This window comes from Mesorhizobium sp. WSM4312 (assembly GCF_002294875.1).
Taxonomy (GTDB): domain Bacteria; phylum Pseudomonadota; class Alphaproteobacteria; order Rhizobiales; family Rhizobiaceae; genus Mesorhizobium.
Window position 1 is genome coordinate 654237 of sequence record NZ_NSFU01000001.1, and the last position, 24604, is coordinate 678840.

Consider the following 24604-nt stretch of genomic DNA (forward strand, 5'->3'; position numbering starts at 1 on the left):
AATTGCCTTCGTTTGTCTGGCAAAGCTTATTGCAGAGGGATGGGCAGCAGGCAATCTCAATTGCTGCACTGCAACAATTCGTCCCGTCGGCCGTCATGGGTTGAGTGGCCGGGGATCCGGCTGGCTCAGTTGGTCCGGCGCAGCGCGCAGAAATAAAACCCGTCCGTGCCGCTCAGCAACGGCGACAGTGAGATCTCGCCGGCGGAACCGATCCGCGCGGCCGCCTCGTGGCCGGGGAAATGGCTCTCCCAAAGTGCGCGGTGGTCAATCGGAACAAAACGGCTGTTGCGCTCGCGGAACGCGGCGATCTGCTCGCCATTCTCCTCGGAGAATACCGAGCAGGTGATGTAGACCAGCAGGCCGCCGGGTTTGACATAGGCTCGTGCGGCATCGAGGATCGCCGACTGCTCGCCCTTGCGGGCATCGAGCTGCCTTTGCGTCAGGCGCCATTTGGCATCGGGACGGCGCCGCCAGGTGCCGCTGCCGGTGCAAGGCGCGTCGACCAGCACGATGTCCATGTGGTTGGAGAGCGGAGCGAGTTCGGCCGGCTTGGTGACGACCTGCACGTTGCGGTTTTCCGAGCGGCGGATGCGGTCGAAGATTGGCGCAAGGCGCGCTTTTTCGGCATCATGGGCAAAGATCTGGCCGCGATTGTCCATCGCAGCCGACAGCGCCAATGTCTTGCCGCCGGCGCCGGCACAGAAGTCGAGCACCTGCATGCCGGCCTCGGCGCCGGCAAGTGTTGCCGCTATTTGCGAGCCCTCGTCCTGGACCTCGAACCAGCCTTTCTGGAAGGCGGGCTCGGCCTGCACGTTCGGGTGCCTGCCGTCGCCGTCGATGGGCGGAATGCGGATGCCGAGCGGTGCGATCCGCGCGGCCTGCGCCCCTGTATCGGCCAGTTCCTTGAGCACCCTGGCGCGATCGGCCTGCAGCGTGTTGACCCTTATGTCGAGCGGCGGGCGGGTCGCCAGCGCCGCGCCCTCCCCGACCCATGCCTCGCCAAAAGCCCGTTCGAAAAGCGGTTCACACCAATCTGGTATGTCGGCACGCACCGCGGGCGGCGCGTCGGCAAGCCGGCGACCGGCAATCGTCTGCAGCTCGGTGGCACTGAGCAGCGGCGGCGCGAACTTGTCGCCGTCGAGCGCGTCGTTGAGCGACTGCGCCGTCTGGCCCCATTCGAGCAGCAACGCGCCGAAGCCGACTGCGCGCGGCGTGTCTTCGCCGAGCAGCCAGCCGGCGGAACGTTTGTGGCGTAGCGCGTCGTAGACGATGTTGCCGATCGCCGCGCGATCACCGCCACCGGCGAAGCGGTGTGACAGGCCCCAATCCTTCAGCGCATCAGCCACCGGCCGGTGACGCCGGCCAATGTCCTCCAGCACTTCGATGGCCGCAGCCAGCCGTCCGCCCAGTCGCATTGATCATTCCATCAAATCGAGATTTATCGCCTGCTCTTAGAGCCTTTCGCGTTCGGATTGAACCCCGCTCCGCCACGCGACGAAGAGGCCGCCTGAAATCTGTCCGATCGATAAATATTGCGGGCCGGCAACAGCAGATCGATCAATAGATGCAAGATCTCTAATGTTCGCAACTGGCGACTGCAAGCACGGCAGGTGGCGCAACTGCTCTGCTTTCCAAGTTTTTCCGTTGGGAATACTCTTCACACCATGATTCGCGGCGCGGAAAACGCGAACCGGCGGATCGCTACGAGGAGAGGGCAATGAAAACTTATCTGGCGGAAGTTCTAGGCACATTTCTGTTGGTGTTCATCGGCACGGCGTCGGTGGTGACGGGCGGCTTCGGCGGCGCGCTGCCGCTCGGCCAGGAAGGCATCGGTCTGGCATTCGGCATCGGTCTCATCGCCGCGGCCTATGCGATCGGCCCGATTTCGGGCGCGCATCTCAATCCGGCAGTGACGCTCGGCGTCTTCCTCGCCGGCCGGCTGCCGGCCAAGGACGTCATCCCCTACTGGATCGCGCAGATCATCGGCGCCATCCTGGCTTCGCTGGCACTGTGGATCATCGTTTCCGGCCAGGCCGGCGGCCACACAGGCGGCTTCGGCGCCAATGGCTGGGACGAGACGAAATGGGGCATGAGCTCGGCGTTCCTGTGGGAGCTGATCGGCACCTTCACCTTCGTCACGGTGATCCTCGGCGTTACCGCTGAAAAGCACTCGACGGCTTTTGCCGGTCTGGTCATCGGCCTGACGCTGGCGGGCATTCACTTCGCCATGATCCCGGTCACCGGCACCTCGGTCAATCCGGCCCGCTCCATCGGCCCGGCGCTGTTCACCGGCGGTGCGGCGCTCAGCCAGCTCTGGCTGTTCATCGTCGCCCCGCTGATCGGCGGCGCCATCGCCGGTGTCGTCGCCAAGGCACGCATCTTCGAGAAGGATTGATCCCGAAAGCCGGATGCAAAAGGCGCGGGCCACGGCCCGCGCCTTTTTTGTTGGATAGAGCTTGTCTGGATCAGCCGGCGATGTCGAAGCGGTCGGCGTTCATCACCTTGGTCCAGGCCACGACGAAGTCCTTCGCGAACTTCGCCTTGGCGTCCGCCGTCGCATAGACTTCGGCGAGCGCGCGCAGCTGCGAGTGCGAGCCGAAGATCAGGTCGGCACGAGTGCCAGTCCACTTCACTTCACCGGTTTTGCGGTCGCGGCCTTCGAACACGTCCTTGGCATCCGATGTCGCCTTCCACTCCGTGCCCATGTCGAGCAGGTTGACGAAGAAGTCGTTGCTCAGCGTTTCCGGCTGTTTGGTGAACACGCCGTGCTTCGACTGCCCGGCATTGGCGCCGAGAACACGCAGGCCGCCGACGAGGACCGTCATTTCTGGCGCGGTCAGCGTCAGCAGTTGCGCCCGGTCGACCAGCGCTTCCTCGACGGTCAGCCGCTGCTTGCCGCTTACATAGTTGCGGAAGCCGTCGACAATCGGCTCCAGCGGCGCGAAGGAGTGGATGTCGGTCTGCTCCTGCGAGGCGTCCATGCGGCTGGGCCAGAAGGGAACGTCGACGCTGTGGCCGGCGGCCTTCGCGGCCTTCTCGATCGCTGCGTTGCCGCCGAGAACGATCAGGTCGGCAAGCGAGACTTTCTTGCTGCCGGTCTGCGCGGCGTTGAAGTCCTTGGCGATCGTCTGGAGCTTGTCGAGCACCTTGGCGAGTTCGGCTGGCTGGTTGACGGCCCAGTCCTTCTGGGGGCTGAGCCGAATGCGCGCGCCATTGGCGCCGCCGCGCTTGTCGGAACCACGGAAGGTCGAGGCCGACGCCCACGCCGTCGAGACCAGCTGCGACACCGACAGGCCCGAAGCCAGGATCTTCGCCTTGAGCGCTTCGGCATCCTGCTCGTCGATCAGCACATGATCGACCGCCGGGATGATGTCCTGCCAGGGCAGCTCTTCCTTCGGAACCAACGGGCCGAGATAACGGGCGACCGGGCCCATATCGCGGTGGGTGAGCTTGTACCAGGCGCGGGCGAAGGCGTCGGCGAACTGATCCGGATTCTCGTGGAAGCGCTTCGAGATCGTTGCGTAGGAGGGATCGAAACGCAACGCGAGGTCGGTGGTCAGCATGGAGGGTGCGTGGCGCTTGGCCGAATTGTGCGCGTCCGGCACCGTGCCGGCGCCGGCACCGCCCTTCGGCGTCCACTGATGCGCGCCCGCCGGGCTTTTGGTCAGCTCCCAGTCGAAGCCGAACAGATTGTCGAAGAAGTTGCTGCTCCATTTGGTCGGCGTCGTCGTCCAGATGACTTCCAGACCACTGCCGATGGAGTCACCGCCCTTGCCGGTGCCGAATTTGCTCGCCCAGCCGAGGCCCTGCTGCTCGATATCAGCACCTTCCGGCTCGACACCCACCAGGCTCGCATCGCCCGCACCGTGGGTCTTGCCGAACGTATGGCCGCCGGCGATGAGGGCCACGGTTTCCTCATCGTTCATCGCCATGCGCGCAAAGGTGTCCCTGATGTCGCGTGCCGCGGCCAGCGGATCCGGATTGCCGTTCGGCCCTTCCGGATTCACGTAGATCAGCCCCATCTGCACGGCGCCGAGCGGGTTCTGCAGATCGCGGTCGCCGCTGTAGCGCTCGTCGGCCAGCCACTTGCCTTCGGGGCCCCAGTAGACGTCCTGCTCTGGCTCCCAGACATCGGCGCGGCCACCGGCGAAACCGAATGTCTTGAAACCCATCGATTCCAGCGCGACGTTGCCGGTGAGGATCAGCAGATCGGCCCAGGAAATCTTGCGGCCATATTTCTGCTTGATCGGCCACAAGAGCCGGCGGGCCTTGTCGAGGTTGACGTTGTCAGGCCAGCTGTTGAGCGGCGCGAAACGCTGCTGTCCGGCCCCGGCGCCGCCGCGGCCATCGGCGATGCGGTAGGTGCCGGCGCTGTGCCACGCCATGCGGATGAACAGCGGCCCATAGTGGCCGAAATCGGCCGGCCACCATTCCTGCGAATCCGTCATCAGTGCATGCAGATCCTTGATGACGGCGTCGAGGTCGAGGCTTTTGAATTCCTCGGCGTAGTCGAACGCCTCACCCATCGGGTCGGACAGCGACGACTGCTGATGCAGGATCTGGACGTTCAGCTGGTTCGGCCACCAGTCACGGTTGGTCCTGCCAACGGCTCCGTGCGCAACCGGGCATTTGCCCGCGCTTTTGTCATCGGTGTTCGCGTCCATCTTCAGTCTCCGATTTTTGCCGAGTTTTGATCTTTGCCAGGATTTTGGGGGCGGCTCGTCGGCCGCACCATCTTGGAATGATTCCAGACTAGGCCGCATTGGCGATAAAAACAAATTGCCTTTCCTGTTCCTTTCGATAGGATTTTCTTATGATCGGATTGACAGTTCGCCAGATGCATTATTTCGACGCGCTGGCGCAGACGCTACATTTCGGACGCGCGGCAAAACTGGCCGGCGTCAGCCAGCCGGCGCTGTCCTCGCAGATCGCGGAGATGGAACAGAGGCTGAACTGCCGGCTGTTCGAACGCGGCGGCAAGTCGGTGCGCATGACCGACGAAGCGATCGCGCTTTTGCCGCGCATCGAACGCATCCTGGCCGACATACGCGACGTCGAGACGACGGCAAGGCGCGGCCGCACCGCCATGGAGGGACGCTTCCGGCTGGGCATCATCCCGACGGTCGCGCCCTATCTCCTTCCGCGCGCTTTGCCCGAACTGAAAAAGCATTTTCCGGCCCTGCTGCTCGAATTGCGCGAGGCGGTCACCGCCACGCTGGTCGACGACATCGCATCGCGCAAGCTCGACGCCTTCATCGCGGCGCTTCCACTCGATCATCCGGGCCTGATCACCGAGGCGCTGTTTTCCGACCGGTTCTTCCTTGCCGTCCCGGCGGGCGACCCGGCCTTCGCCTCGCCGCCGGTTCCGCCCGAAAGCCCGGCGCTGGAAAGGCTGATGCTGCTGGAAGAGGGCCATTGCCTGCGCGAACAGGCGCTGGCGGTCTGCGGCAATGTGCGGCCGGTGGCGATGGCCAGCTACGGCGCCACCAGCCTGACCACGCTGTTGCAGATGGTGGCGCACGGGCTCGGCGTCACGCTGATCCCCGAAATGGCGACCGGCCCAGCCGGCACCATCCCCGACCTCAAGATCGTGCCGTTCCAGGAACCGATGCCGCAGCGCATGATTTGCCTTGCCTGGCGGCGGAACAATGCAAGGCATGGCGAATGCGTCGAACTGGCCAAGATCATCCGCAGCCTCGGCGCGGCGGTGTTGGCCGCGTGAGAAATGATCAACCGGACGTCAGAGAACGCGGGACAGAAACTCGCGGGTGCGCGGCGATTTCGGGTCGGCGATCATCTCGCGCGGCGCACCGCGTTCGACGATCACACCGCCATCCATGAAGACGAGCTGATCGCCGATCTCGCGGGCAAAGCCGATCTCGTGAGTGACGACGACCATCGTCATGCCGCTCTCGGCCAGATCGCGCATCACCTGCAGCACCTCGCCGACCAGTTCCGGGTCGAGTGCCGATGTCGGCTCGTCGAACAGCAGCACCTTCGGCTTCATCGCCATGGCGCGCGCGATCGCCACACGCTGCTGCTGGCCGCCGGACAGTTCGCGCGGATAGCGGTCGACCTTGTCGGCAACGCCGACGCGCCTTAGCAGGACTTCCGCTTCGGCCTTGGCCTGGTCGACCGGGACGCGCCGCACCTGCGTCGGCGCTTCGATCAGGTTCTCCATCACCGTCATGTGCGAGAACAGATTGAACGACTGGAACAGCATGCCGATCTCAGCCCGGCGTTGGCACAGGAGATCGTCCTTGACCTCGTAGAGCCTGTCGCCCTGGAGGTCGTAGCCGACGAACTGGCTGTCCACCAACAGGATGCCGCCGCTCAGTTTTTCCAGATGGTTGATGCAACGCAGGAACGTGCTCTTCCCGGATCCCGACGGGCCGATGATGCAGGCCACCGAGCCCTCGGGCACGTCGAAGTCGACACCCTTGAGGACCTCGAGCGAGCCATAGGTTTTGCGCACGCCGCGCGCGAACACCATGGAATCGGCCGGCACGCCGAAGCGGGCGCGATTATCGGACTTCACATCGCTCATCGGGCAATGCCGCGCAGGCTGATCACGTTGCGCAAGGCGCGCATCGTCAGAGGTTCACGGCGCGTGTCGCTACGGCCGAAATGGCGCTCCAGGAAATGCTGCCCAACCGACAGGATGCTGACCACGGCGAGGTACCAGAAGGCGACCACGATCAAGAGCGGGATGGTCTCGAAGGTGCGGGCATAGATGCTTTGCGCGGTGTAGAACAGGTCGTCGACCGCAATGAAGGTCACCAGCGACGTCATCTTCAGGAGGTTGATCGCCTCGTTGCCGGTCGGCGGCAGCACGAAGCGCATGGCTTGCGGCAGGGTGATGCGCTTCAGGATCATGCGGTAGGGCATGCCGAGCGCACTCGCCGCTTCCGCCTGGCCCGACGGCACGGACTTTATGCCGGCGCGGATGATTTCGGCCATGTAGCCGGCCTCGCACAGCGAAAGCGCGACGACCGCGGAGAAGAACGGGGTCATGAAATCATTGGTGCGCACGGAAAACGGCGTGCCCAGAAAGGGCAGAGTGAGCGAGATTTCGCGCACCAGCAGCGACAGGTTGAACCAGAAGATCAGCTGGATCAGCGCCGGGACACCCCGGAAGAACCAGACATAGACCCCCGCGAAGGCGCGCAGCACCGGACTTGGCGACACCCGCATGATGGCGATGACGGTGCCGACCACGATCGCCAGCGCCATGATGATGACGGTGAGCACCAGCGTGTTGCCAAGGCCGCGCATGATCGAGGGATGGAACAGGTAGCCGGCGGCCGTGCCCCAGGCGAAGGCTGGGTTGCTGGCAAAAGCGCGGACGATCAGGAAGGCTAGCAGCAAGGCGAACACGGTGCCGATCCAGATGCCGTAGCGGCGCTGCGGCACGACGGTCAATCGTGACACGGCGGCGGCAATGCCGGGCTCGACGCCAATCTCGGTCGGGTGGGCCACGCCCATCAATGGTCTCCTGGTTGCTGGCCGGCGCCTGACTTAGGATCAGGCGCCGGGCAATTCCTATTCGGCGCGAAGCGCGTCCATGGTGCCGACGAAATAGGGTTCCTTGATCGCGTAGGCGCCCATGCCGTATCTGTCGAGGATAGCCTTGTAGGTGCCGTTCTTGAACAGTTCGGCAAGCGCGCCCACCATCATGTCGGCGGTCTCCTTGTCGTCCTTGGCAATCGCCATGCCGAGCGGCGCGACCTCGTAAAGCGTCGGCAGCACCAGCAGCTGGCCCTTGCTCGTCACCTCGAAATAGCTCGAAGCGGTGGCATCGTCCATGCGGGCGTCGACGCGATCCGACAGCACGGCCTGGACGATATCGGTCGAGGAGTTGAAGACCGACTTCGCGATGGCCGCCTGGCCCTTGTCGGTACACTCCTTGCTCAGCTTGTCGACAAGGAAGTCCGAGGCGCTGCCGGCCGAGACGCCGATGCGCTTGCCGCAGAGCGGGGTGTCGCCGCTGAAGCTCGCCTTCTTGTCGGGCGATGTCGAGACCGCGAGCCCGGCCTTGAGGAACATGACGAAATCGACCTGCTTCAGCCGCTCGGGCGTCGCCGAGAACGTCTCCCAGGCGATCTTGAAGCGGCCGGCCGCAAGGCCAGGGATCATCGAGGGAAAGGGCGTGCGCTGCACGTCGAGCTTGGCGTCGACGAGCTTGGCCACCTCGCCGGCCAGTTCGATGATGATGCCGGTCTGCTTGCCGTCGGCATCGAGATATTCGAACGGCGCATAGTCCAGCGTGTTGGCGACGGCGAGCGTTCCGCTCTGCTTGACGTCGGTGGATTTCGCAACCTCGGCGGCCTGGGAAACCTCGCCCCAGGCCATGGTGGATATCGCCAGCGCAAGGCCGGTCATTCGCAGATATGCATTCATTGCTGTTCCCCTTTCTTTTGCTTGTTTGCCGTTATGCGCCGGCGGCTTCCGCCGCCTTCTTCTTGCGATAGTGGTAGTTCTTGTCGATGCGCTCCATCAGATAGTCGCCGTAGAGCACCGGGCCGTATTTCGGCTGCGTACCGGCCGGCACGCAGACCGACAGCGCCTCGATCGTCTCGTCCATGGACGGATCGAAGAAAAAGGGCTGCGAATAGCGCTCGCGCCCCGACCGGTTGATGACCCGGTGCGGCGTCGAGACGAACTGGTCGTTCGACCAGCGCGCCAGTATGTCGCCGACATTCATCACGAAGGAATCTGGAACGGGAGGTGCCGGAACCCAGTCGCCGGCCTTGTTCTTGACCTCGAGGCCCCCGACATTGTCCTGCGCCAGCAAGGTGATGAAGCCGTAGTCGGTGTGCGGCGCCGAGCCGAAGAGGCCTTCTTCGTGGGGCTGCGTCGGATAGTGCAGCAGCCGCAGGAAGGTCGTCGGCTGCTCGAAATAGCGGTCGAGGCTGTCGGAGGGCAGTCCGAGCGAGAGCGCGATGGCGCGAACCATCTTGCGCGCGAGCGTCCCCATCTCGTCGACATAACGCTCTATCGTCCCCCTGAAACCGGCAAGTGCCGTTTCGTCGGGCCATTGGTTGGGGCCCTGGAGCGGCTTTTCGGCCAGGGCCCTTGGATCGTCGGCGCCGACCTCGTGCATGAAGAAGATCGATTCGCTCTGGTTGGGCTTGCTGACAGTTGCCACCGACGAGGTCACGATGGTCGAGCCGGCAAAGGGCAGATAGCCGCGGAAATTCCTGTCGATTTTCAGCTTCGCCTTTTCCTCTTCGGGCAAGGCAAAGAAGCTTTTGCTGGCTTCGCGCACGGCTTCGACATCGGCGCGCGGAATGGGATGCCCGGTGACATAGAGGAAGCCGATCGTCTCGAGATAGCGGCGCAGCGTCGCCGCCGTTGCCCGGATGGCGCCCTCATCGTCGCCATAGAGCGCCGAGACGTCGAGGATCGGAATTTCGGAAAAATCGCCGCGCTCTTGTGCATCCATTTTCGAACACCCTGTCTTGAACATAAGATACAGTACTGTATTTCTACACATCCGAACGGCCTCATCAATAGGCTTTCGATCGCAAAAGGAAGAGCGCTCAAACATGGCACCACGCAAGATCATCATCGACACCGATCCGGGCCAGGACGACGCCTTCGCCATCCTCTTCGCGCTGGGGTCGCCGGCCGAACTCGACGTGGTCGGCATCACCACGGTCGGCGGCAACGTGCCGCTTGCCCTGACGTCGAAGAATGCGCTCAAGGTGGTGGAGCTTGCCGGGCGGGCCGATGTGCCGGTGCATGCCGGATGCCCGGCGCCGATGGTGCGCAAGCTGATCACTGCCGAATATGTTCACGGCGAAACCGGCCTCGACGGCGCCGATCTTCCCGAACCGGTGACGCCTCTGCAGAGCGAACACGCGGTGAATTATCTCGTGCGCACCATCATGGACGCGCCGGAGGGTGAGTTGACCGTCTGCACGCTGGGGCCAATGACCAATCTCGCAATGGCCATGACCATGGAGCCGAGGATCGTGCCCCGGCTGCGCGAAGTCGTGCTGATGGGCGGCGGCTTCTTCCAGGGCGGCAACGCCACGCCGGCGGCGGAATTCAACATCTTCGTCGATCCGCATGCCGCGCATAAGGTATTCGACAGCGGCGTGCCGGTGACCATGGCTGGCATAGACTGCACCTACACCGCGCTGATGACGCCGGAATGGCTCGACCGACTGCGGGCAACCGGCAGCCGCGCGGCGGTCGAGGCCGCCAATCTGGCCGACTTCTACCGCCAGTACGGCACGCACAAATTCGAAACGCCGGCGCGCCCCATCCATGATGCCTGCGTCACCGGCTATCTGCTGGCGCCGCAAATCTATGAGCAGCGCCAATGCGCGGTGACGGTCGACATCGTCTCGCCGGAGACGATCGGCATGACCGTGGTCGACTGGTGGCATGTCACCGGCCGGCGCAAGAACTGCAATGTCCTGCGACGCATCGACCCGGCGCCGTTCTTCGAGTTGATGCTGGAGCGAATCAGCGCATTGCCCTGAGTTGCGCCGTCCGCGATAGATGGACACTTGATGAGTCGCGAAGCGCATCGAAGCCGACGAACGGTTTGCAGGCGTCGCGCATGGCGATGAAGGTCTTGATCAGATGAAAGCCGAAAGCGCCCCGGCCAGAAGCAAGAGACCGTCCAAGGCCGCCTCGCCTGCGAAAGCGGCGCGGCAGACGCTCAGCCGCGAGGCCTGGATCACGGCCGCGCGCAAGGTGCTGGAAAAGCGCGGCATCGGCGAGGTCAAGATCGATCGCCTGGCGCGCCAGTTCAAGGTGACGCGCGGCAGTTTCTACTTCCACTTCGCCAGCCTTGCCGATCTTCGCGACGGCCTGCTGCAGGAATGGCGAAACACCAATTGCGCGCCGTTCCGGGCCATGCGCGACATGCACGACATAGACGGCCTGCAGTTCTTCACCGACATCGTGCATGTCTGGGTCGATGAAGCGCCGTTCAGCCCGCTGCTTGACCTGGCGGTCCGCGACTGGTCGCGAACGTCGAAGAAGCTGGCGCGGGAGGTCAAGGACATGGACGATCTGCGCATCGCGCTGTTGATCCGCTCCTTCCGCGCCATGGGCTATCCCGAGGACGAAAGCCTGGTCCGGGCGCGCATCACCTACTTCCACCAGATCGGCCAGTACGCGCTGTCCTTCAAGGAGGACCCGGCGGTGCGCAGGAGCTACCAGCCGCTGTTCGGAGAGGTGCTGCTCGGACCGCTGGTGCAGGAGCCAGGCTCGGCGCCGCGGCCGTCGGTGATCCAGAGCGGACGGCGCTAAAGGGCGTGCCAGCGATAATGGGCTGCGGCGCGTCCAGCGGACCTCCGAATATCTACGAAGCAGCCGCCTCGTTGGTAATGGCGCGAGTCGCGTTCTGATGGGGACGTAGCAGAAAATAGAACGCGGCGACGTGCGTGATCATCAGCAGCGGCACGTAGATGACCGGGATCACATAGGTCGCACCCAGCAATCCCGCATGGGCAGGAAGATCGGCCTGGATGGCTTGATAATAATCGACGATGAGGTCGATGGTCCCGACGCCATTGAAGGCAACGACGAATAGCCAGAAAAGCGGGCGTATCCTTACGGCAAACAATGCCAGCATGGCCGACACCCCGGTTGCGAAGTCGCCATAGGCGGCAACGGTGGCGAAGCTGGCGGGCAGGTCGGGGCTGACGACGCCCGGAAGGATGAAGACGAGCCCGAAGAAACGGAAACTGTGCAGGGTGGCAATGGCGCGTTGCGCCGCGACCCCGTCCATCGAGCTCAACCGGGGCCAGATGTAGGCACCGAAGCACAGCAGCCATGCGACATAGCCGAGAACGAGCTGGATCTGGAAAAGGATTTCCGTCGACATTGTGGTCTCCCGTCAGCTGTTGGCCGGCGCGGCCTCGAACACCGCGGTCAGGATGCCGAGCCGGCCTTGCATGAGATTTCGTCCCAAATTGGCTGCAAGCTCGGCGAAGTCCGGCCCCATCACCACGCCGAGATTTGGCGAAGGCGGCGGACCCGACGCCCGCAACTGTGCGAACCAGGCCTTGGCGGCCTCGGTGTCGTCTTGCCATGCCAGCATGCGGAAGCCGGCCGGCTCGATCGCCTCACGCGTCGTATCGATTGTCATGAGGAAACTCGTCGCCGGTGTTCGCGCCCAGGGAAGCGGATAGTGCGGCTGGCCGCCGCCCAACACGACGTCGAAGGTGGCAAACCTGCCGCCTGATTTCAGCACGCGGCGAATCTCGCGATAGAGCCGCCCCCGGTCGAAGATGTTCATCGCCACATGCTGCAGCAGCACGATGTCGAAACGGCCATCATCGAACGGAAGCTCCAGGGCGTTGGCGGTCTGGAACGACAGACGCTCGCCCTGCCCGGTGCGCTCGGTCAGGTAGCGCGCGGCATCCACGAAAGGCTCGCTGAGGTCCACGCCGGTAACCTGGCAGCCATAAGTCGCAGCCAGGAAGCGCGCCGGCCCGCCGACGCCCGAGCCGACGTCCAGAACCGACATGCCGGCGGTGATGTCAGCCAATTGGGCGAGCTCGGCGGTGGCCGCAAGCCCACGGGTGTGAAATTGGTCGAGGGTGCCCAGTTGCTGCGGCGTGAGAAGCTGATGCTCCGGGCCGAAGTCAGCCAGTACCGTCCTCAACCGTTCAGTCAGGCCGGTCGCGCGATAATGGTCGCGCACTCCATCAAGTTCATCGGTCATGGCAAGATGCTCCTGTCTCAAGCTCTTACCTAAACCCGCTTCCATCGTTCGACTATCCGCTGTAATCACTACAACCCATGAAGCAGAGCTACACAATCCGAGCCGGGGCGCTGGAGGGCGTCGAGGTGTTCCTGGCTGTCGCCAGACACCGCAACTTCCGCCGCGCCGCCGCCGAGCTCAGCGTGACGCCGTCGGCCGTAAGCCAGGCGGTGCGCGCGCTGGAAGCCCGCATCGGCGCGGCGCTGTTTGTCCGCACGACACGCAGCGTCGGCCTGACCGAGGCCGGTCAGCGCTTCCTCGACCGTGCCGGCCCCGGCTTCGAGGAGATCGTCGCCGCGGGCGAGGCCGCGCGTGACGTCGGCCAGCGGCCGACCGGCCTGCTGCGCCTGTCGGTGCCGCGCGCCGTCGTGCCGTTGATCCTGGAGCCGGTGATCGCGTCGTTCTGCCAGGCCTATCCCGAAGTCGAACTGGAGATCGCCGCGAGCGACGAGATGGTCGATCTGGCGACAGGCGGGTTCGATGCCGGCATCCGCCTCGGGCAGTTCATTGCCACCGATATGGTGGCGGTGCGGCTGACGCCGTCCTTCTCGTTCGTGGTCGTCGGCAGTCCCGACTATCTCGATCGCCATGGCCGCCCTGAGCGTATCGACGATTTGCGCCGGCATGCCTGCCTGCGCCTGCGCCGTTCCAACGGCGCCATCGCGCCGTGGACGTTCGCCGACGGCAACGAAGCGATCGAGGCGATGGTCTCAGGTCCGCTGATCGCCCACGACTATCCGACATTGCTCGGGGCCGCCATGCGAGGGATCGGTCTGGCGCAGACGCCGCGACCCGTCGCCGAAGGTCCGATTGCCCAGGGAAAACTCGAGCCCGTGCTGGACACCGTCGCGGCGATGACGCCTGGCGTCTTCCTCTATCACCCCGGCAAGCGCCAGATCCTGCCGAAGCTGCGCGCCTTCATCGATCACCTCAAATCCGCGATCTGAGGCAATCAAGAGTGCCGCCCCCTGGCGTCATCGGCAATTTGGTGTTGAAGCGGATGACTGCTCTCTCGATAACCCGGTCGGCAACGGTTTCCTGATCAGCGAATGCCTCATCCCGTTCACCTGCACAAAATATTTCATGGTACAAATATCAAAAATACATAAGTAAAAAATACTACAAGATGGACCATACCGGTCAAGAACGTCGTTCTTTCAGTGCTGAAACTTACATTGCATATGAAAAGCGCCAAGACCAAAAGGACCGCATCAGCAGCCGGCAGCCCCAGGGTCAGTCCTCTCCCCGTCAGCAGGCTGGCGGCTGCGACTCCCGGTATGGTCAGGCCGATCGTGGCGCAAGCCGAACCCATCGCGACATTCAAACCGCGCTGCAGCTCGTTGTTGAGTGAAGCGCGCACCGCCGAAATGGCCTCCGGCATCAGCACCAGCCCCGCGATCATTGCCCCCACAATGCTGTCAGCCTGACTCACCTGATAGGCAACGAGCGTATCTTCGACGCTTGCCGCGACCTGCTCGGCGAGCATGACAATTCCGATCAGCCCGGCCATCAGCAGCAGAGCGCTGGCAGAGATGTTCTCGTGAGGGGCAGCGCGCACCGAAACGTCGTGTGGTTGTCCCTGGATAAAGTCTTCCCGGTGCCGGACGGTCTGCGCGAACACGAAGCTTGCATAGAGCAGCACTGAAAGGACGCTGACGAAACCAAGTTGGGCTGCCGAAAACGTGCCGGGATCCGTGGCCCGGGTGTAGGTCGGCAGAATAAGCGTCATGACGGTCAGCGCGATCAGAACCGCCAGATAGGCACTGGTCCCTTGCCGCAAGATGGCCTGCTTGCGATGACGCCAGCCGCCAAGCGCGAGACACATACCGACAACGCCGGTGGATGTGATCATCACCGTCGAGAAGACGGACTCCCGTGCCAGCGTCGGGTTGTTCTCACCATGCAGCATCATGGAAACGATGATCGATACTTCGATTGCCGTGACGGCAAAGGTCAGCACCAGCGTGCCGTACGGTTCCCCTACCCGCCGAGCCACCGCCTCGGCGTGGTCGAGCACCACGAAAATGGTGACGAACATGATCGCACTCGACAGCGCACCGACAAGGATCCTGGCGTTCAGCGAACCTTGGTCCACCGACAGCCCGCTCGCTCTGACCGCGACAGCCATCACCAAGGCGGCCAGCGGCATCGCATAGGAAGTCATCGATCGTCCGAAACCGCTCATCCAAGCCCCTGCGTGCTTCTGCGAACCGTGGCTGCATTCGCGCACCGACAGATCGAAGCATTCACCCGTTCACGCCGTCTTCTGCGCCACCAGTCCCAGTTCCTCGACCATCGCCTCACGCATCAGGAACTTCTGCGGCTTGCCGGTCACCGTCATTGGCAATTCGGTGCGGAAGCGGATGTGGCGCGGGATCTTGTAGTGCGCGATCTGGCCGGCACAGAAGGTTTTGATCTCCTGCTCGGTGGCGATCTGGCCGGGCTTGAGCACGATCCATGCGCACAGCTCTTCGCCATATTTCTGGTCGGGAATGCCGAAGACCTGCACCTCCCTGACCATGGGATGGCGGTAGAGGAATTCCTCGACCTCTCTGGGATAGACGTTCTCGCCGCCGCGGATGACCATGTCCTTGACCCGGCCGACAATATTGCAATAGCCCTCCGCGTCGATGGTGGCGAGGTCGCCGGTGTGCATCCAGCCATCGGCGTCGATCGCCTCGTGGGTCTTTTCGGCGTCGTCCCAATAGCCCTTCATCACGGAATAGCCACGTGTGCAGAGCTCGCCCGGCGCGCCGACCGCGACGGTGGCGCCGTCGGCGTCGATGGCCTTGACCTCGACATGAGGGTGGATGCGCCCGACGGTGGAAACGCGCTTTTCCAGAGGGTCGTCGACGCCGCTCTGGAACGAGACCGGGCTGGTCTCGGTCATGCCGTAGGCGATGGTCACCTCGGACATATGCATCAGCGACACCACCTTCTTCATCACCTCGATCGGGCATGGCGAACCGGCCATGATGCCTGTGCGCAGGCTGGAGAGATCGAAGGTCGCGAAATCCGCATGGTCGAGCATGCCGACGAACATGGTCGGCACGCCATAGAGGCCGGTGCAGCGTTCCTGCGCCACCGCCTTCAGCGTGGCGCCCGGGTCGAAGCCCTCGCCCGGAAACACCATGGTCGCGCCCTTGGTGACGCAGCCCATCGTGCCCATCGACATGCCGAAGCAATGATAGAGCGGCACCGGGATGCAGAGCCGGTCGTCGACGGTGAGCTTGATCGCGGCGGTGACGAAATTGCCGTTGTTGACAATGTTGTGGTGCGTCAGCGTCGCGCCCTTGGGCGCGCCCGTCGTGCCCGAGGTGAACTGGATATTGATGGCGTCGTTCGGCTTCAGCCCCTCGGAAATGCGGTCGAGGCTGTCATGCTCGTCGCGGCCGGCCATGGCCAGCACGTCGGCGAAATTGAACATGCCCGGCGAATTGTCCTCGCCCATGCGGATGACGATCTTCAGATCAGGCAATTTTTGCGCCTTCAGCTTGCCCGGCGTGGCCTTCGCGATCTCCGGCGCCAGCGTCTCGATCATGCCGAGATAGTCCGAGGTCTTGAAACTGGCGGCCGTGACCAAAGCCTTGCAGCCGACCTTGTTCAGCGCATATTCCAGCTCGGTCAGCCGGTAGGCCGGGTTGATGTTGACCAGGACCAGGCCGATGCGGGCGGTGGCGAACTGCGTCACCAGCCATTCCCAGCGGTTGGGCGACCAGATGCCGACGCGTTCGCCCTTTTCGAGACCCAGTGCCAGGAAGCCGGCAGCCAGCGCATCCACCGTGTCGGATAGTTCGCTCCAGGTGAAGCGCTTGTCTTGGCCGACGAAGACGGCGGCATCTTGCGTGGCGTATTTGCTGGCCGTGTCGGAGAAAAGGGCGGGAATGGTCTTATCGAGCAGCGGCACCTTGCGCTCGCCCGAGACGTGCGCCCTGCCGTCGATGGGTGCGATAAAGACGCTGCCGGCGCGCCCAGCGCGGCCGCGCAGATTGGTGGCGTTCTTCAGCTCGTCGAGATTGACCGGCATCGCTGTTTCCTCCCCAGGCCGCGCCGAGTCTATCAGCCCGGCGTGGCAGTGGAAATCCTGTCGATGGTCGAGGAGTTCCGGTCCCTCGGAGCGGTGGTTTGGCTATCCGACCGCCACCGCCATCTTCGCCGCGATGTCGCGCAAGGTGGCTTCATCGCCTGCGGTACGCGCCTTTTTCGACGCGACCAGACAGGCCTGCGACTTCAAGACCACGCCGTCGCCCAGCACCTTGAGATGGTTGGCGCGCAGCGTCGAGCCGGTGGTGGTGATGTCGACGATGACATCGGCCAGTCCAGCCGCCGGCGCGCCTTCGGTGGCACCGAGGCTTTCGACGATGCGATAGACCTGGATGCCGTGTTTCTGCGAAAAGAACTGCTGCGTCAGCCGCCAGTATTTGGTGGCGATGCGCAGCCGCCGGCCGTGGCGCTGGCGGAAATCGGCGGCAACGTCGTCGAGATCGGCCATGGTGTCGACATCGAGCCAGATTTCGGGCACCGCCACCACGACATCGGCATGGCCGAAGCCGAGGCGGGCGACGATTTCGGCGCGGGCTTCCCAATCGGCGAGGTTTTCCCGCACCAGATCTTCGCCCGTAATGCCGAGATCGACCGCGCCCTGGCCGATCTCGCCTGCAATCTCGGAAGCCGACAGGAAGGCGACCTCGACATTGTCCAGGCCCTCGACACGGGCATGATATTTGCGCTCGTCGCCGGGCAGGCTGATGGCGAGGCCGGCCTTGGCCAGCACCTCCAGCGCCTGTTCCTTGAGCCGGCCTTTCGAAGGGATCGCCAGAGTGATCATGGTGTCGTCTCCCGCAACGCCTCGATGCGGTCGAGCCAGACGGAAAAGCCGACGCCGGGGATGGCCGTCTTGGCGCCAAGCAGGGTCAGCAACCGGTCGTAGCGGCCGCCACCGGCCAGGGGACGCTCGCCGCCTTGCGCCGCGATTTCGAAGACCACACCGGTGTAGTAATCGAGCGGACGGCCGAAGGCGGCATCGTAGCGGATTTTTGCCGCCGGCAAGCCATGCGCCTCGATCGCCTTGGCACGGGCAGCGAATTTCTCCAGCGCGGCGCCAAGCGACAGCCCGGCGCCGGCGGCAAAGCCTTCCAGCGCCTGCGCCGCGCCATCGAGCGGCACGTCGATCGCCAGAAAGTTCTTCAGCGCCGCGAAGGCCTCGTTCGACAGCCGCACGCTGCGCAATTCGCCCTTCTCGATCAGCCGCCGCGCAATGTCGGAGGGCGCGCGGCCGGCCGATGCCGACAGGCCGGCCTCTTCCATGCCGTCGGCGATGTGCGCCGAAAGACCTTCAAGATCCCCGTCAAGGACAAGGGCAGCGACGTCGCCGGAAAGCTGGCCGTTGCGCGGCGGGTTGGCAAGGTCGGCCAATGCCGCCTGCAGCATCGGCGCCGAGCCGAAGGCACGGGCCAGCCGCATGCGCCAGCCGCGCGGCAGCCCGAGCGCCGCCAGCACCGCTTCGAAGATGCCCTGATCGCCCAGCGTGACCTCAAGCGACCGGCCAGGCAGCACCAGCGAAAGCAGCGCATGCGCGTCGGCCACCGAACGGGCATCGGCTTCCGCCGTATCACGGTCGCCGAGATCCTCGATGCCGGCCTGGAAGAACTCGTTGCCGCCTTCGCGGCGCTGGCGAAAGACTTCGCCGAGATAGGAATAGCGGCGCGGCGTGCCGGCCTGCGAGCCTATATGGTCAAGGCAGACCGGAATGGTGAATTCCGGCCGCAGGCACAGTGTCTGCCCGGTCTCGCTCTCGGTAAGGAAGATGCGGCGGCGCAGATCCTCGCCGGCCATGTCGAGGAACGGGTCCGCCGGCTGCAATATGGCGACCTCTACCGCATGCGTGTTGCGGGTGGCGAAGAGACTGGTGATGTCGGCTGCGATGGCGGGGAAGCGGGAGGTCAATTTGGCCTCCGTATCGCACGATCAGCTGATTTGGGACCAGCGGGGCGGCCTCTACTTGCCACGCGCCCTCTCCTCGACCTGCGCCGCCAGGATCTTCTTCACTTCCGCGACCAATTCACCTTCCGCCACCGTCACCTGCGCCGGGCGTGCGGCGCGCCATTCGGCGTTGTCGGTGATTTCGGCCGACATGCGCGCGCCTTCGATCAGATCCTTGATCTGCAGCTCGCCCTTGGCGCGCTCGTCGCCCCCCTGGATGATGGCGACCGGGCAGCCGCGCCGGTCGGCATATTTCAGCTGCGCCTTCATGCCTGCGCCGCCGAGATACATTTCGGAACGGATGCCGGCGGCGCGCAATTCGCTCACCATCTTCTGGTAGCGGCCGAGGCTTTCGGTGTCCTTGTCCATGACCAGGACGACGACCGGCGCGATCACGTCGGCGCTGTCGAGCTTGCCGAGGTTCTTCAGCGCCGTCATCAGCCTGCTGACGCCGATGGAAAAACCGGTCGCCGGCACCGGCTCGCCGCGGAAGCGCGAGACCAGGCCGTCATAGCGCCCGCCACCACCGACCGAGCCGAAGCGCACGATCTGGCCGTCCTCGTTGGGGATTTCGGCCAGCAGTTCAGCCTCCAGGACGGGGCCGGTGTAATATTCGAGGCCGCGCACCACCGAGCGGTCCATGGCGATGCGGTCTTCGCCATATCCCGCCGCCCTGACCAGGGCTTCGATGATCGCAAGTTCGCCGACGCCTTCCTGATAGGTCGCATTCGAATTGACCATGGAATCCTGGCCGGCCTGCGCATTCCTTGCCGTTGCCTGAAGAACCGCCTCGGCTTGCCCGTTGTTCAAGCCCGCCCCCTTGGCGAAATCGCCTTCGCCTTCCTTGCCGCCATCCCAGCGCCCCGGGCCAAGCAGGAGCTTCACCCCTTCCGGCCCGAGCTTGTCCAGCTTGTCGATGGCGCGCAGCACGGTCAGTCGGCGTCCGGCGTTCTCGTCACCGCCAAGGCCGATCGCCTCCAGCACGCCGTCGAGTACCTTGCGGTTGTTGACGCGGATGACGTAGTCGCCGCGCTTGACGCCGAGCGCTTCCATGACGTCGGCCATCATCATCGCCATCTCGGCGTCGGCAGCGACGCCCGGTGTGCCGATCGTGTCAGCGTCAAACTGCATGAACTGGCGGAAGCGGCCGGGGCCGGGCTTCTCGTTGCGGAACACCCAGCCGGAGCGATAGCTGCGGTAGGGCTTTGGCAGGCGCTCGTAATTCTCGGCGACGAAACGCGCCGTCGGCGCCGTCAGATCGTAGCGCAACGACAGCCACTGCTCGTCATCGTCCTGGAAAGAGAACACGCCTTCGTTCGGCCGGTCCTGGTCGGGCAGGAATTTTCCGAGCGCATCGGTGTATTCGATCAGCGGCTGGTCGGCCGGTTCGAAACCGTAGAGCTCAAAGACCGAGCGGATCGTCGCCATCATCTTTTCGACGGCGCGGATGTCCTCGGCGCTGCGGTCGGCAAAACCGCGCGGCAGCCGCGCTTTCGTCTTTTCCGATTTGTCGGCCATGAGATGTTTTGCCCGGTGTTTCGTGATGCTTGCAGGTCAACAATGTTGCGATTTTCGTAACGCGCGTGTCCTAAACGATGAAGCGCAGAGCGGCAAGGGCGGGTGCTTCAGACCTGCTCGGGTCAAAAGAAGACAGAAGCGAACTACGGTGAAATAGAAACGCACCGAGAATGAAACAATCCCGCCATGGGCGCGGCATCGTGCCGACACAATCGGAGCCGATATGACGCATCGACACGAAGGGGTTCGGGACATGACCAGCGCAGTGAAATTCCATGCCAACGGCGATGCCGGCGAATTGCCAGCGCGGCTGCGCCCGGCCAGCACCCATGCGCCGAAACCAGTTGGCCAGGCTGTCGGGCCGTTCGATGCGCTCGCCGACACCGGCAAGGGCCCTTCCCTGCGCGACGCCCTGGTGACCGGTCTGCTGGTGATCTATCCGACGGTGGCCACGGTGGTGGCGATCGTCGCCGGACTGCTCCTGGCCAGCGTCAACGGCACCTGAAACCGCCCGCTTCGTTGGTTCCATATTTTCTTGATCGCAGGATTGGTAATGCGGCTGGGCTTCTCCCCGTGAACGGGAGAAGGGAGCTACGTCGGCCGTTTGAACGCCTTGCGTTCCTTCTCCACCTGCTTGCGGCAGACACAGCCCTCTAGATGGTCGTTGACCAAGCCCATGGCTTGCATGAAGGCATAGACCGTGGTCGGGCCGACAAAACTCCAGCCGCGCTTCTTCAGTTCCTTCGAAATCCGCACCGAGACCGCCGTCGTCGGGTTGGCGCGCAGATGGGCGAGGTCGACGATTTCGGGCCGTTCCGCCTTGCCGGGTTCGAACTTCCAGAACCAGGCAGCCAACGAGCCGAACTCGTCGACCATTTCGCGGGCCCGCTTGGCGTTGTTGATGGTCGAGACGATCTTGCCGCGATGGCGGATGATGCCGGCATTGCCGAGCAAGCGTTCGACATCCTTGTCGGTGAAGGCGGCGACCTTGTCGAAATCGAAGCCGGCGAAGGCCTCGCGAAAATTCTCGCGTTTGCGCAGGATGGTCAGCCACGACAGGCCGGACTGAAACCCTTCGAGGCAGATCTTTTCGAACAGTCTGCGGTCGTCGGCCACCGGCCGGCCCCATTCATGATCATGATAGTGCAGATAGTCGGGCAGGTTGCCGTGCCAGAAGCAGCGCGCGACCCCGTCGGGGCCGGCAAGCAGGCCGGTGTTTTCATTGCTCATTGCGAAAAGTCCATCCGTTAACGCGCTCTGGCGCTGCTTTACCGTGGCTTTACCAGATTCCTGAACCCGGCGGTAACCACACCAAAAGGTTTACTGACAGAACCGCATTTTACGCATTCCGATTCATGTTTCGGTTGCTGCTTGCGCGCCAATGATCGCTGGACCGGGGAGCGTTTCCACCCGGTGTATCAGACGATCCAAGGTGCGTTCCCGATGAAGAGAGTTGTGTTTTCCGTGCTCGGCGCCGTGGCTGTGTTTGCCGGCGTCACACCCTCGGCCGCTGGCGACCGCTATGCCGACAGGCCGCCGGTGATGGTGAGCCCCGACCTTTCCGCCCCCTGGGTGCTGCAGCTCGGCAATGCGCCCGGCATTGTGCGGCGGAACCGCCAGCAGCCGCGCCTGCGCACCGCGCAACCGGCACAGCCAGACCGCGTGCAGACGGCGGCCGTGCAGGCGCCGGCGAAACGCATGGTCGTGCGCCCGCAGATCAACCCAATCTACCTGCCGCAGGAAGTCGCCTATGACGGCCCGCAGAAGCCGGGCACGATCGTCATCGATACCACGCAGAACTTCCTCTATCTGGTCGAGAAGAACGGCAAGGCGCGGCGCTACGGCGTCGGCACCGGCAAGCCAGGCTTCGAATGGTCGGGCACGCACAAGATCACCAACAAGCGCGAGTGGCCGGACTGGCGCCCGCCGGCGCAGATGATCAAGCGCGAAGCCGCCAAGGGCCGCTATCTGCCGACCTATCTGGCCGGCGGCATCGAGAACCCGCTCGGTGCCCGCGCGCTCTATCTCGGCACGACCGAATACCGCATCCACGGCACCAACCAGCCATGGACGATCGGCGGCGCGGTGTCGTCAGGCTGCATCCGCATGCGCAACGAGGACGTGGTCGACCTTTATGAACGGGTCAATGTCGGAACCACGGTCGAGGTGATATGATAGCCGCAGCGAATCACCTGGTCGGGAAGCACATCGTTTCCTGAAGTCGGAAGGAATAATGGGGGACGGGCCGTATGGGGATGCGGTCAGTCAAGAAGGGCAGCACGGGAAACCGCGCTGCCCTTCTTCTTTGATCGGCGTCCCGCACCTGCGACAAAGCCCGCGTCCTTGCGTCGCGCAGAAGGCATGGCGCTTCGCTTTCATGCTGCCATTTTCGATGGTCTTTTGCTATGTCGGCGCCAACGCAAGAAAAGAGTGCCAGCCATGTCCCTGCCCGACGACAGCCGCTATCTCAAGGGCGGCCCGGTTGCCCAGCGCATCATCGCCGCCGTGCGCGAGGATGCGGCGATTGCCAAGGCCGAGGGTTTTGCGCCCAAGCTGATCTCGATCACCGTCGGCGATACCGATGCCGTGGATGTCTATGTGCGCAACCAACGCGCCAAGGCGCAGCTTGCCGGCATCGATTTCGAGGAACGGCGTTTTCCCGCCACCATCACCTCGGGCGAACTGGAAGCGGCCATCCACGGGCTGAACGCCGATCCACGCGTCACCGGCATCATCATCCAGCGGCCGGTGCCCGCACATATTCCGGTCAAGACGCTGCAGGCGGCGGTGCATCCGCTCAAGGATGTCGAAGGCATGCACCCGGCCTCGATCGGCAACATCGTCTACAACCAGCTTGATCTGGCGCCCTGCACGGCGGCTGCCTCTGTCGAACTGCTCAAGGAGACCGGCCTCGACCTCAAGGGGCTCGAAGTCGTCATCGTCGGCCATTCGGAAATCGTCGGCAAGCCGATCGCCTTCCTCTTGATGAGCGAAGGCGCGACGGTCACGGTCTGCCATCACATGACGCGATCGGTCGCAGCGCATGCGCGCCGCGCTGACGCGCTGTTCGTCGCCGTGGGCAGGCCGCGGCTGATCAAGGCCGACATGGTGAAGCCAGGAGCTGCCGTCATCGATATCGGTATCAATTCCGAGATCGGACCCGATGGGACGAGCCGCATCGTCGGCGACGTCGACACCGACAGTGTGAAAGACGTGGCCTCCTGGATCACGCCGGTGCCGGGCGGCGTCGGCCCGATCACGGTGGCGATCCTGCTGCGCAACACGATGGTGGCGCTCAGCCGCCAGCGCGCGCTTTATGAGGCGACCTATGGCACGGCGGATAGGCTCGCGGCGGAGTAGCTTCGTTCGTTACGTGAATTGCGGTAAGTGGCAGGTGATACGGCTTTCTTCGTCCCAGAAGACGTAAAGTATGCCGCCGCTGCCCCAGAAGAAGCCGGCCATCGAATCGAGCTGCAGCAGAAATTTCATTTCCCGATCCGTTCCGGGAACCAGCGGACACTGCGGTCCCTGGACCCAGGATGGCAAACCGCCCAGCCGAAACAGATTTTGACGTGAATTGCTGATCCCCCACGACTGCCTGAGCCACCGCGACGGCGTCGGCGCAAGACGGACGCTGCTTTTCTTCGAAGCTCGATTGCGGAGCCATAATTGGAATGAAACGGCGCGATCGGCGTCGGTATACCAGCGGCATCGTGCGCGTAATAGGTCGGTTCCAGCGAGCCGTCGCAGGTCTCGATGCGCAGCCGTGGAAAAGCTGACGTTGTTCCCGCCCCGAAGTCGTCCAGCGTGATGAGATGGACCAGCCGCCTGCCGCAGGCTCGACACAGGCCCGTTCCCTCGCCGCCGATCGCGAAGGACGGCCCTGCCGTCGGCAGATGCCAGGTGGGATGATTGCGGTGCGTCGGAAACGGCGAGTCGTCCGGTGTGCCGCCTTCAAAGACGAGATGGTGGCAGGCCAGCGGCGAGCGAGGGTCGTCGTGGGTCTGCCAATCCTCAAAGTCGGGAATGTCGGCCAGCACTTCGTCCGGGAACAATTCGGGCGCCTGCAGAGCGGCCTGGGCCAACAGTTCCTCAACGTCGGCGTCGCTTTCCGCCGCATCTTGCAGGAAAGTTGCAAGGCGAGCCATATCCGAATCGTCGAGGAACGAGACCGCGTCGTCGATCAGAGTGATCCGGTGGACGCCGGCTTCGACGGCCGCCTCGATGAGATGAATCAGGAACGCCGATCCGTCTTTCAAATATCGGGCGATAATAGCTTCGCAATCGGCATAGCGAGCCTGAAATGTGGAACCTGACTCCTCCGACAGAAGGCGAACCACGGTTTCGATATCTTGCTGTTGCGACTTGCACATT

At 63.8% G+C, this 24604-nt stretch carries 23 protein-coding genes; 8 read left to right on the plus strand and 15 right to left on the minus strand.

The window, feature by feature from the left end:
* Positions 1–125: 125 nt before the first annotated feature.
* Complete coding sequence (locus tag CK228_RS03085) at positions 126–1415, minus strand: RsmB/NOP family class I SAM-dependent RNA methyltransferase (protein ID WP_095786828.1); 1290 nt, start codon at positions 1413–1415, stop codon at positions 126–128.
* 302 nt (positions 1416–1717) lie between these two features.
* On the opposite strand from CK228_RS03085, the gene CK228_RS03090 reads away from it, so the two are divergent.
* Entirely contained in the window at positions 1718–2395 is a 678-nt protein-coding gene (locus CK228_RS03090) for an MIP family channel protein (protein WP_010914441.1), read from the plus strand.
* 70 nt (positions 2396–2465) lie between these two features.
* On the opposite strand, the gene katG is transcribed toward CK228_RS03090, so the two are convergent.
* Positions 2466–4664 carry a catalase/peroxidase HPI gene (gene katG, locus CK228_RS03095; protein WP_095786829.1) on the minus strand — a complete coding sequence of 733 codons (2199 nt, stop codon included), beginning with the start codon at positions 4662–4664 and terminating at the stop codon, positions 2466–2468.
* 149 nt (positions 4665–4813) lie between these two features.
* On the opposite strand from katG, the gene CK228_RS03100 reads away from it, so the two are divergent.
* Positions 4814–5722, plus strand: coding sequence for a hydrogen peroxide-inducible genes activator (locus CK228_RS03100; RefSeq protein WP_019860002.1), 909 nt, complete (start codon positions 4814–4816; stop codon positions 5720–5722).
* A gap of 18 nt (positions 5723–5740) precedes the next feature.
* Here the strand turns inward: CK228_RS03100 and CK228_RS03105 are convergent, their stop codons facing one another.
* Genes CK228_RS03105 through CK228_RS03120 form a run of 4 tightly spaced genes read right to left on the minus strand, consistent with a single transcriptional unit; the run spans position 5741 to position 9445 of the window.
* Complete coding sequence (locus CK228_RS03105) at positions 5741–6547, minus strand: amino acid ABC transporter ATP-binding protein (protein ID WP_095786830.1); 807 nt, start codon at positions 6545–6547, stop codon at positions 5741–5743.
* A complete protein-coding gene (locus CK228_RS03110) occupies positions 6544–7485 on the minus strand; it encodes an amino acid ABC transporter permease (RefSeq protein WP_095786831.1) in 942 nt (313 codons plus the stop codon). Before CK228_RS03110 ends, CK228_RS03105 begins: the two co-directional genes overlap by 4 nt.
* 57 nt (positions 7486–7542) lie before the next feature.
* Positions 7543–8400: an ABC transporter substrate-binding protein gene (locus CK228_RS03115; protein ID WP_095786832.1), complete on the minus strand. Its 858-nt coding sequence runs from the start codon at positions 8398–8400 to the stop codon at positions 7543–7545.
* A 31-nt stretch (positions 8401–8431) separates the two neighbouring features.
* Positions 8432–9445 carry a 2OG-Fe(II) oxygenase family protein gene (locus CK228_RS03120; RefSeq protein WP_095786833.1) on the minus strand — a complete coding sequence of 338 codons (1014 nt, stop codon included), beginning with the start codon at positions 9443–9445 and terminating at the stop codon, positions 8432–8434.
* A gap of 103 nt (positions 9446–9548) precedes the next feature.
* On the opposite strand from CK228_RS03120, the gene CK228_RS03125 reads away from it, so the two are divergent.
* Positions 9549–10493: a nucleoside hydrolase gene (locus CK228_RS03125; RefSeq protein WP_095771329.1), complete on the plus strand. Its 945-nt coding sequence runs from the start codon at positions 9549–9551 to the stop codon at positions 10491–10493.
* A gap of 103 nt (positions 10494–10596) precedes the next feature.
* Entirely contained in the window at positions 10597–11271 is a 675-nt protein-coding gene (locus tag CK228_RS03130) for a TetR/AcrR family transcriptional regulator (protein ID WP_095786834.1), read from the plus strand.
* 52 nt (positions 11272–11323) lie between these two features.
* Here the strand turns inward: CK228_RS03130 and CK228_RS03135 are convergent, their stop codons facing one another.
* Both CK228_RS03135 and CK228_RS03140 read right to left on the minus strand, forming a co-directional pair.
* Entirely contained in the window at positions 11324–11848 is a 525-nt protein-coding gene (locus CK228_RS03135) for a hypothetical protein (protein WP_095786835.1), read from the minus strand.
* A gap of 12 nt (positions 11849–11860) precedes the next feature.
* A complete protein-coding gene (locus CK228_RS03140; protein WP_245437954.1) occupies positions 11861–12736 on the minus strand; it encodes a methyltransferase domain-containing protein in 876 nt (291 codons plus the stop codon).
* A gap of 32 nt (positions 12737–12768) precedes the next feature.
* Here CK228_RS03140 and CK228_RS03145 point away from each other — a divergent pair, with 32 nt between their 5' ends.
* The gene (locus CK228_RS03145; protein WP_095786837.1) at positions 12769–13677 is read left to right on the plus strand and encodes a LysR family transcriptional regulator; all 909 of its coding nucleotides are present in this window, start codon (positions 12769–12771) and stop codon (positions 13675–13677) included.
* Between the two features lie 134 nt (positions 13678–13811).
* Here CK228_RS03145 and CK228_RS03150 read toward each other — a convergent pair whose 3' ends face one another.
* The 5 genes from CK228_RS03150 to hisS form a co-directional block, all read right to left on the minus strand.
* Positions 13812–14915 (minus strand): calcium:proton antiporter, encoded by a 1104-nt coding sequence (locus CK228_RS03150; RefSeq protein WP_095786838.1) that lies wholly within the window; start codon positions 14913–14915, stop codon positions 13812–13814.
* A gap of 69 nt (positions 14916–14984) precedes the next feature.
* Positions 14985–16757 carry an AMP-binding protein gene (locus CK228_RS03155; protein ID WP_095786839.1) on the minus strand — a complete coding sequence of 591 codons (1773 nt, stop codon included), beginning with the start codon at positions 16755–16757 and terminating at the stop codon, positions 14985–14987.
* 102 nt (positions 16758–16859) lie between these two features.
* Positions 16860–17558 (minus strand): ATP phosphoribosyltransferase, encoded by a 699-nt coding sequence (gene hisG, locus CK228_RS03160; RefSeq protein WP_095786840.1) that lies wholly within the window; start codon positions 17556–17558, stop codon positions 16860–16862.
* Entirely contained in the window at positions 17555–18676 is a 1122-nt protein-coding gene (locus tag CK228_RS03165) for an ATP phosphoribosyltransferase regulatory subunit (RefSeq protein WP_095786841.1), read from the minus strand. Before CK228_RS03165 ends, hisG begins: the two co-directional genes overlap by 4 nt.
* A 51-nt stretch (positions 18677–18727) precedes the next feature.
* A complete protein-coding gene (gene hisS / locus CK228_RS03170; RefSeq protein ID WP_095786842.1) occupies positions 18728–20230 on the minus strand; it encodes a histidine--tRNA ligase in 1503 nt (500 codons plus the stop codon).
* Between the two features lie 253 nt (positions 20231–20483).
* Between hisS and CK228_RS03175 the strand changes: the two genes are divergently transcribed.
* Positions 20484–20735 carry a hypothetical protein gene (locus CK228_RS03175; RefSeq protein WP_095786843.1) on the plus strand — a complete coding sequence of 84 codons (252 nt, stop codon included), beginning with the start codon at positions 20484–20486 and terminating at the stop codon, positions 20733–20735.
* Between the two features lie 86 nt (positions 20736–20821).
* Here the strand turns inward: CK228_RS03175 and CK228_RS03180 are convergent, their stop codons facing one another.
* The gene (locus tag CK228_RS03180; protein ID WP_095786844.1) at positions 20822–21460 is read right to left on the minus strand and encodes a DNA-3-methyladenine glycosylase I; all 639 of its coding nucleotides are present in this window, start codon (positions 21458–21460) and stop codon (positions 20822–20824) included.
* Positions 21461–21673: 213 nt separating this feature from the next.
* On the opposite strand from CK228_RS03180, the gene CK228_RS03185 reads away from it, so the two are divergent.
* Positions 21674–22405, plus strand: coding sequence for a L,D-transpeptidase (locus CK228_RS03185; RefSeq protein ID WP_095786914.1), 732 nt, complete (start codon positions 21674–21676; stop codon positions 22403–22405).
* A gap of 264 nt (positions 22406–22669) precedes the next feature.
* Positions 22670–23590: a bifunctional 5,10-methylenetetrahydrofolate dehydrogenase/5,10-methenyltetrahydrofolate cyclohydrolase gene (locus CK228_RS03190; protein ID WP_095786845.1), complete on the plus strand. Its 921-nt coding sequence runs from the start codon at positions 22670–22672 to the stop codon at positions 23588–23590.
* Between the two features lie 125 nt (positions 23591–23715).
* On the opposite strand, the gene CK228_RS03195 is transcribed toward CK228_RS03190, so the two are convergent.
* A complete protein-coding gene (locus CK228_RS03195) occupies positions 23716–24603 on the minus strand; it encodes a hypothetical protein (protein WP_095786846.1) in 888 nt (295 codons plus the stop codon).
* Between the last annotated feature and the right edge of the window lies 1 nt (position 24604).

Bases quoted from the DNA above. Each gene is read 5' to 3' on its own strand.
- CK228_RS03135 (WP_095786835.1), bottom strand. From the start codon at position 11,848: ATGTCGACGGAAATCCTTTTCCAGATCCAGCTCGTTCTCGGCTATGTC.
- CK228_RS03125 (WP_095771329.1), top strand. From the start codon at position 9,549: ATGGCACCACGCAAGATCATCATCGACACCGATCCGGGCCAGGACGAC.
- CK228_RS03105 (WP_095786830.1), bottom strand. From the start codon at position 6,547: ATGAGCGATGTGAAGTCCGATAATCGCGCCCGCTTCGGCGTGCCGGCC.
- CK228_RS03120 (WP_095786833.1), bottom strand. From the start codon at position 9,445: ATGGATGCACAAGAGCGCGGCGATTTTTCCGAAATTCCGATCCTCGAC.
- hisG (WP_095786840.1), bottom strand. From the start codon at position 17,558: ATGATCACTCTGGCGATCCCTTCGAAAGGCCGGCTCAAGGAACAGGCG.
- CK228_RS03110 (WP_095786831.1), bottom strand. From the start codon at position 7,485: ATGGGCGTGGCCCACCCGACCGAGATTGGCGTCGAGCCCGGCATTGCC.
- CK228_RS03155 (WP_095786839.1), bottom strand. From the start codon at position 16,757: ATGCCGGTCAATCTCGACGAGCTGAAGAACGCCACCAATCTGCGCGGC.
- CK228_RS03085 (WP_095786828.1), bottom strand. From the start codon at position 1,415: ATGCGACTGGGCGGACGGCTGGCTGCGGCCATCGAAGTGCTGGAGGAC.
- CK228_RS03145 (WP_095786837.1), top strand. From the start codon at position 12,769: ATGAAGCAGAGCTACACAATCCGAGCCGGGGCGCTGGAGGGCGTCGAG.
- hisS (WP_095786842.1), bottom strand. From the start codon at position 20,230: ATGGCCGACAAATCGGAAAAGACGAAAGCGCGGCTGCCGCGCGGTTTT.
- CK228_RS03180 (WP_095786844.1), bottom strand. From the start codon at position 21,460: ATGAGCAATGAAAACACCGGCCTGCTTGCCGGCCCCGACGGGGTCGCG.
- CK228_RS03090 (WP_010914441.1), top strand. From the start codon at position 1,718: ATGAAAACTTATCTGGCGGAAGTTCTAGGCACATTTCTGTTGGTGTTC.
- CK228_RS03190 (WP_095786845.1), top strand. From the start codon at position 22,670: ATGTCCCTGCCCGACGACAGCCGCTATCTCAAGGGCGGCCCGGTTGCC.
- CK228_RS03185 (WP_095786914.1), top strand. From the start codon at position 21,674: ATGAAGAGAGTTGTGTTTTCCGTGCTCGGCGCCGTGGCTGTGTTTGCC.
- CK228_RS03115 (WP_095786832.1), bottom strand. From the start codon at position 8,400: ATGAATGCATATCTGCGAATGACCGGCCTTGCGCTGGCGATATCCACC.
- CK228_RS03140 (WP_245437954.1), bottom strand. From the start codon at position 12,736: ATGGAAGCGGGTTTAGGTAAGAGCTTGAGACAGGAGCATCTTGCCATG.
- katG (WP_095786829.1), bottom strand. From the start codon at position 4,664: ATGGACGCGAACACCGATGACAAAAGCGCGGGCAAATGCCCGGTTGCG.
- CK228_RS03195 (WP_095786846.1), bottom strand. From the start codon at position 24,603: ATGTGCAAGTCGCAACAGCAAGATATCGAAACCGTGGTTCGCCTTCTG.
- CK228_RS03150 (WP_095786838.1), bottom strand. From the start codon at position 14,915: ATGAGCGGTTTCGGACGATCGATGACTTCCTATGCGATGCCGCTGGCC.
- CK228_RS03130 (WP_095786834.1), top strand. From the start codon at position 10,597: ATGAAAGCCGAAAGCGCCCCGGCCAGAAGCAAGAGACCGTCCAAGGCC.
- CK228_RS03175 (WP_095786843.1), top strand. From the start codon at position 20,484: ATGACCAGCGCAGTGAAATTCCATGCCAACGGCGATGCCGGCGAATTG.
- CK228_RS03100 (WP_019860002.1), top strand. From the start codon at position 4,814: ATGATCGGATTGACAGTTCGCCAGATGCATTATTTCGACGCGCTGGCG.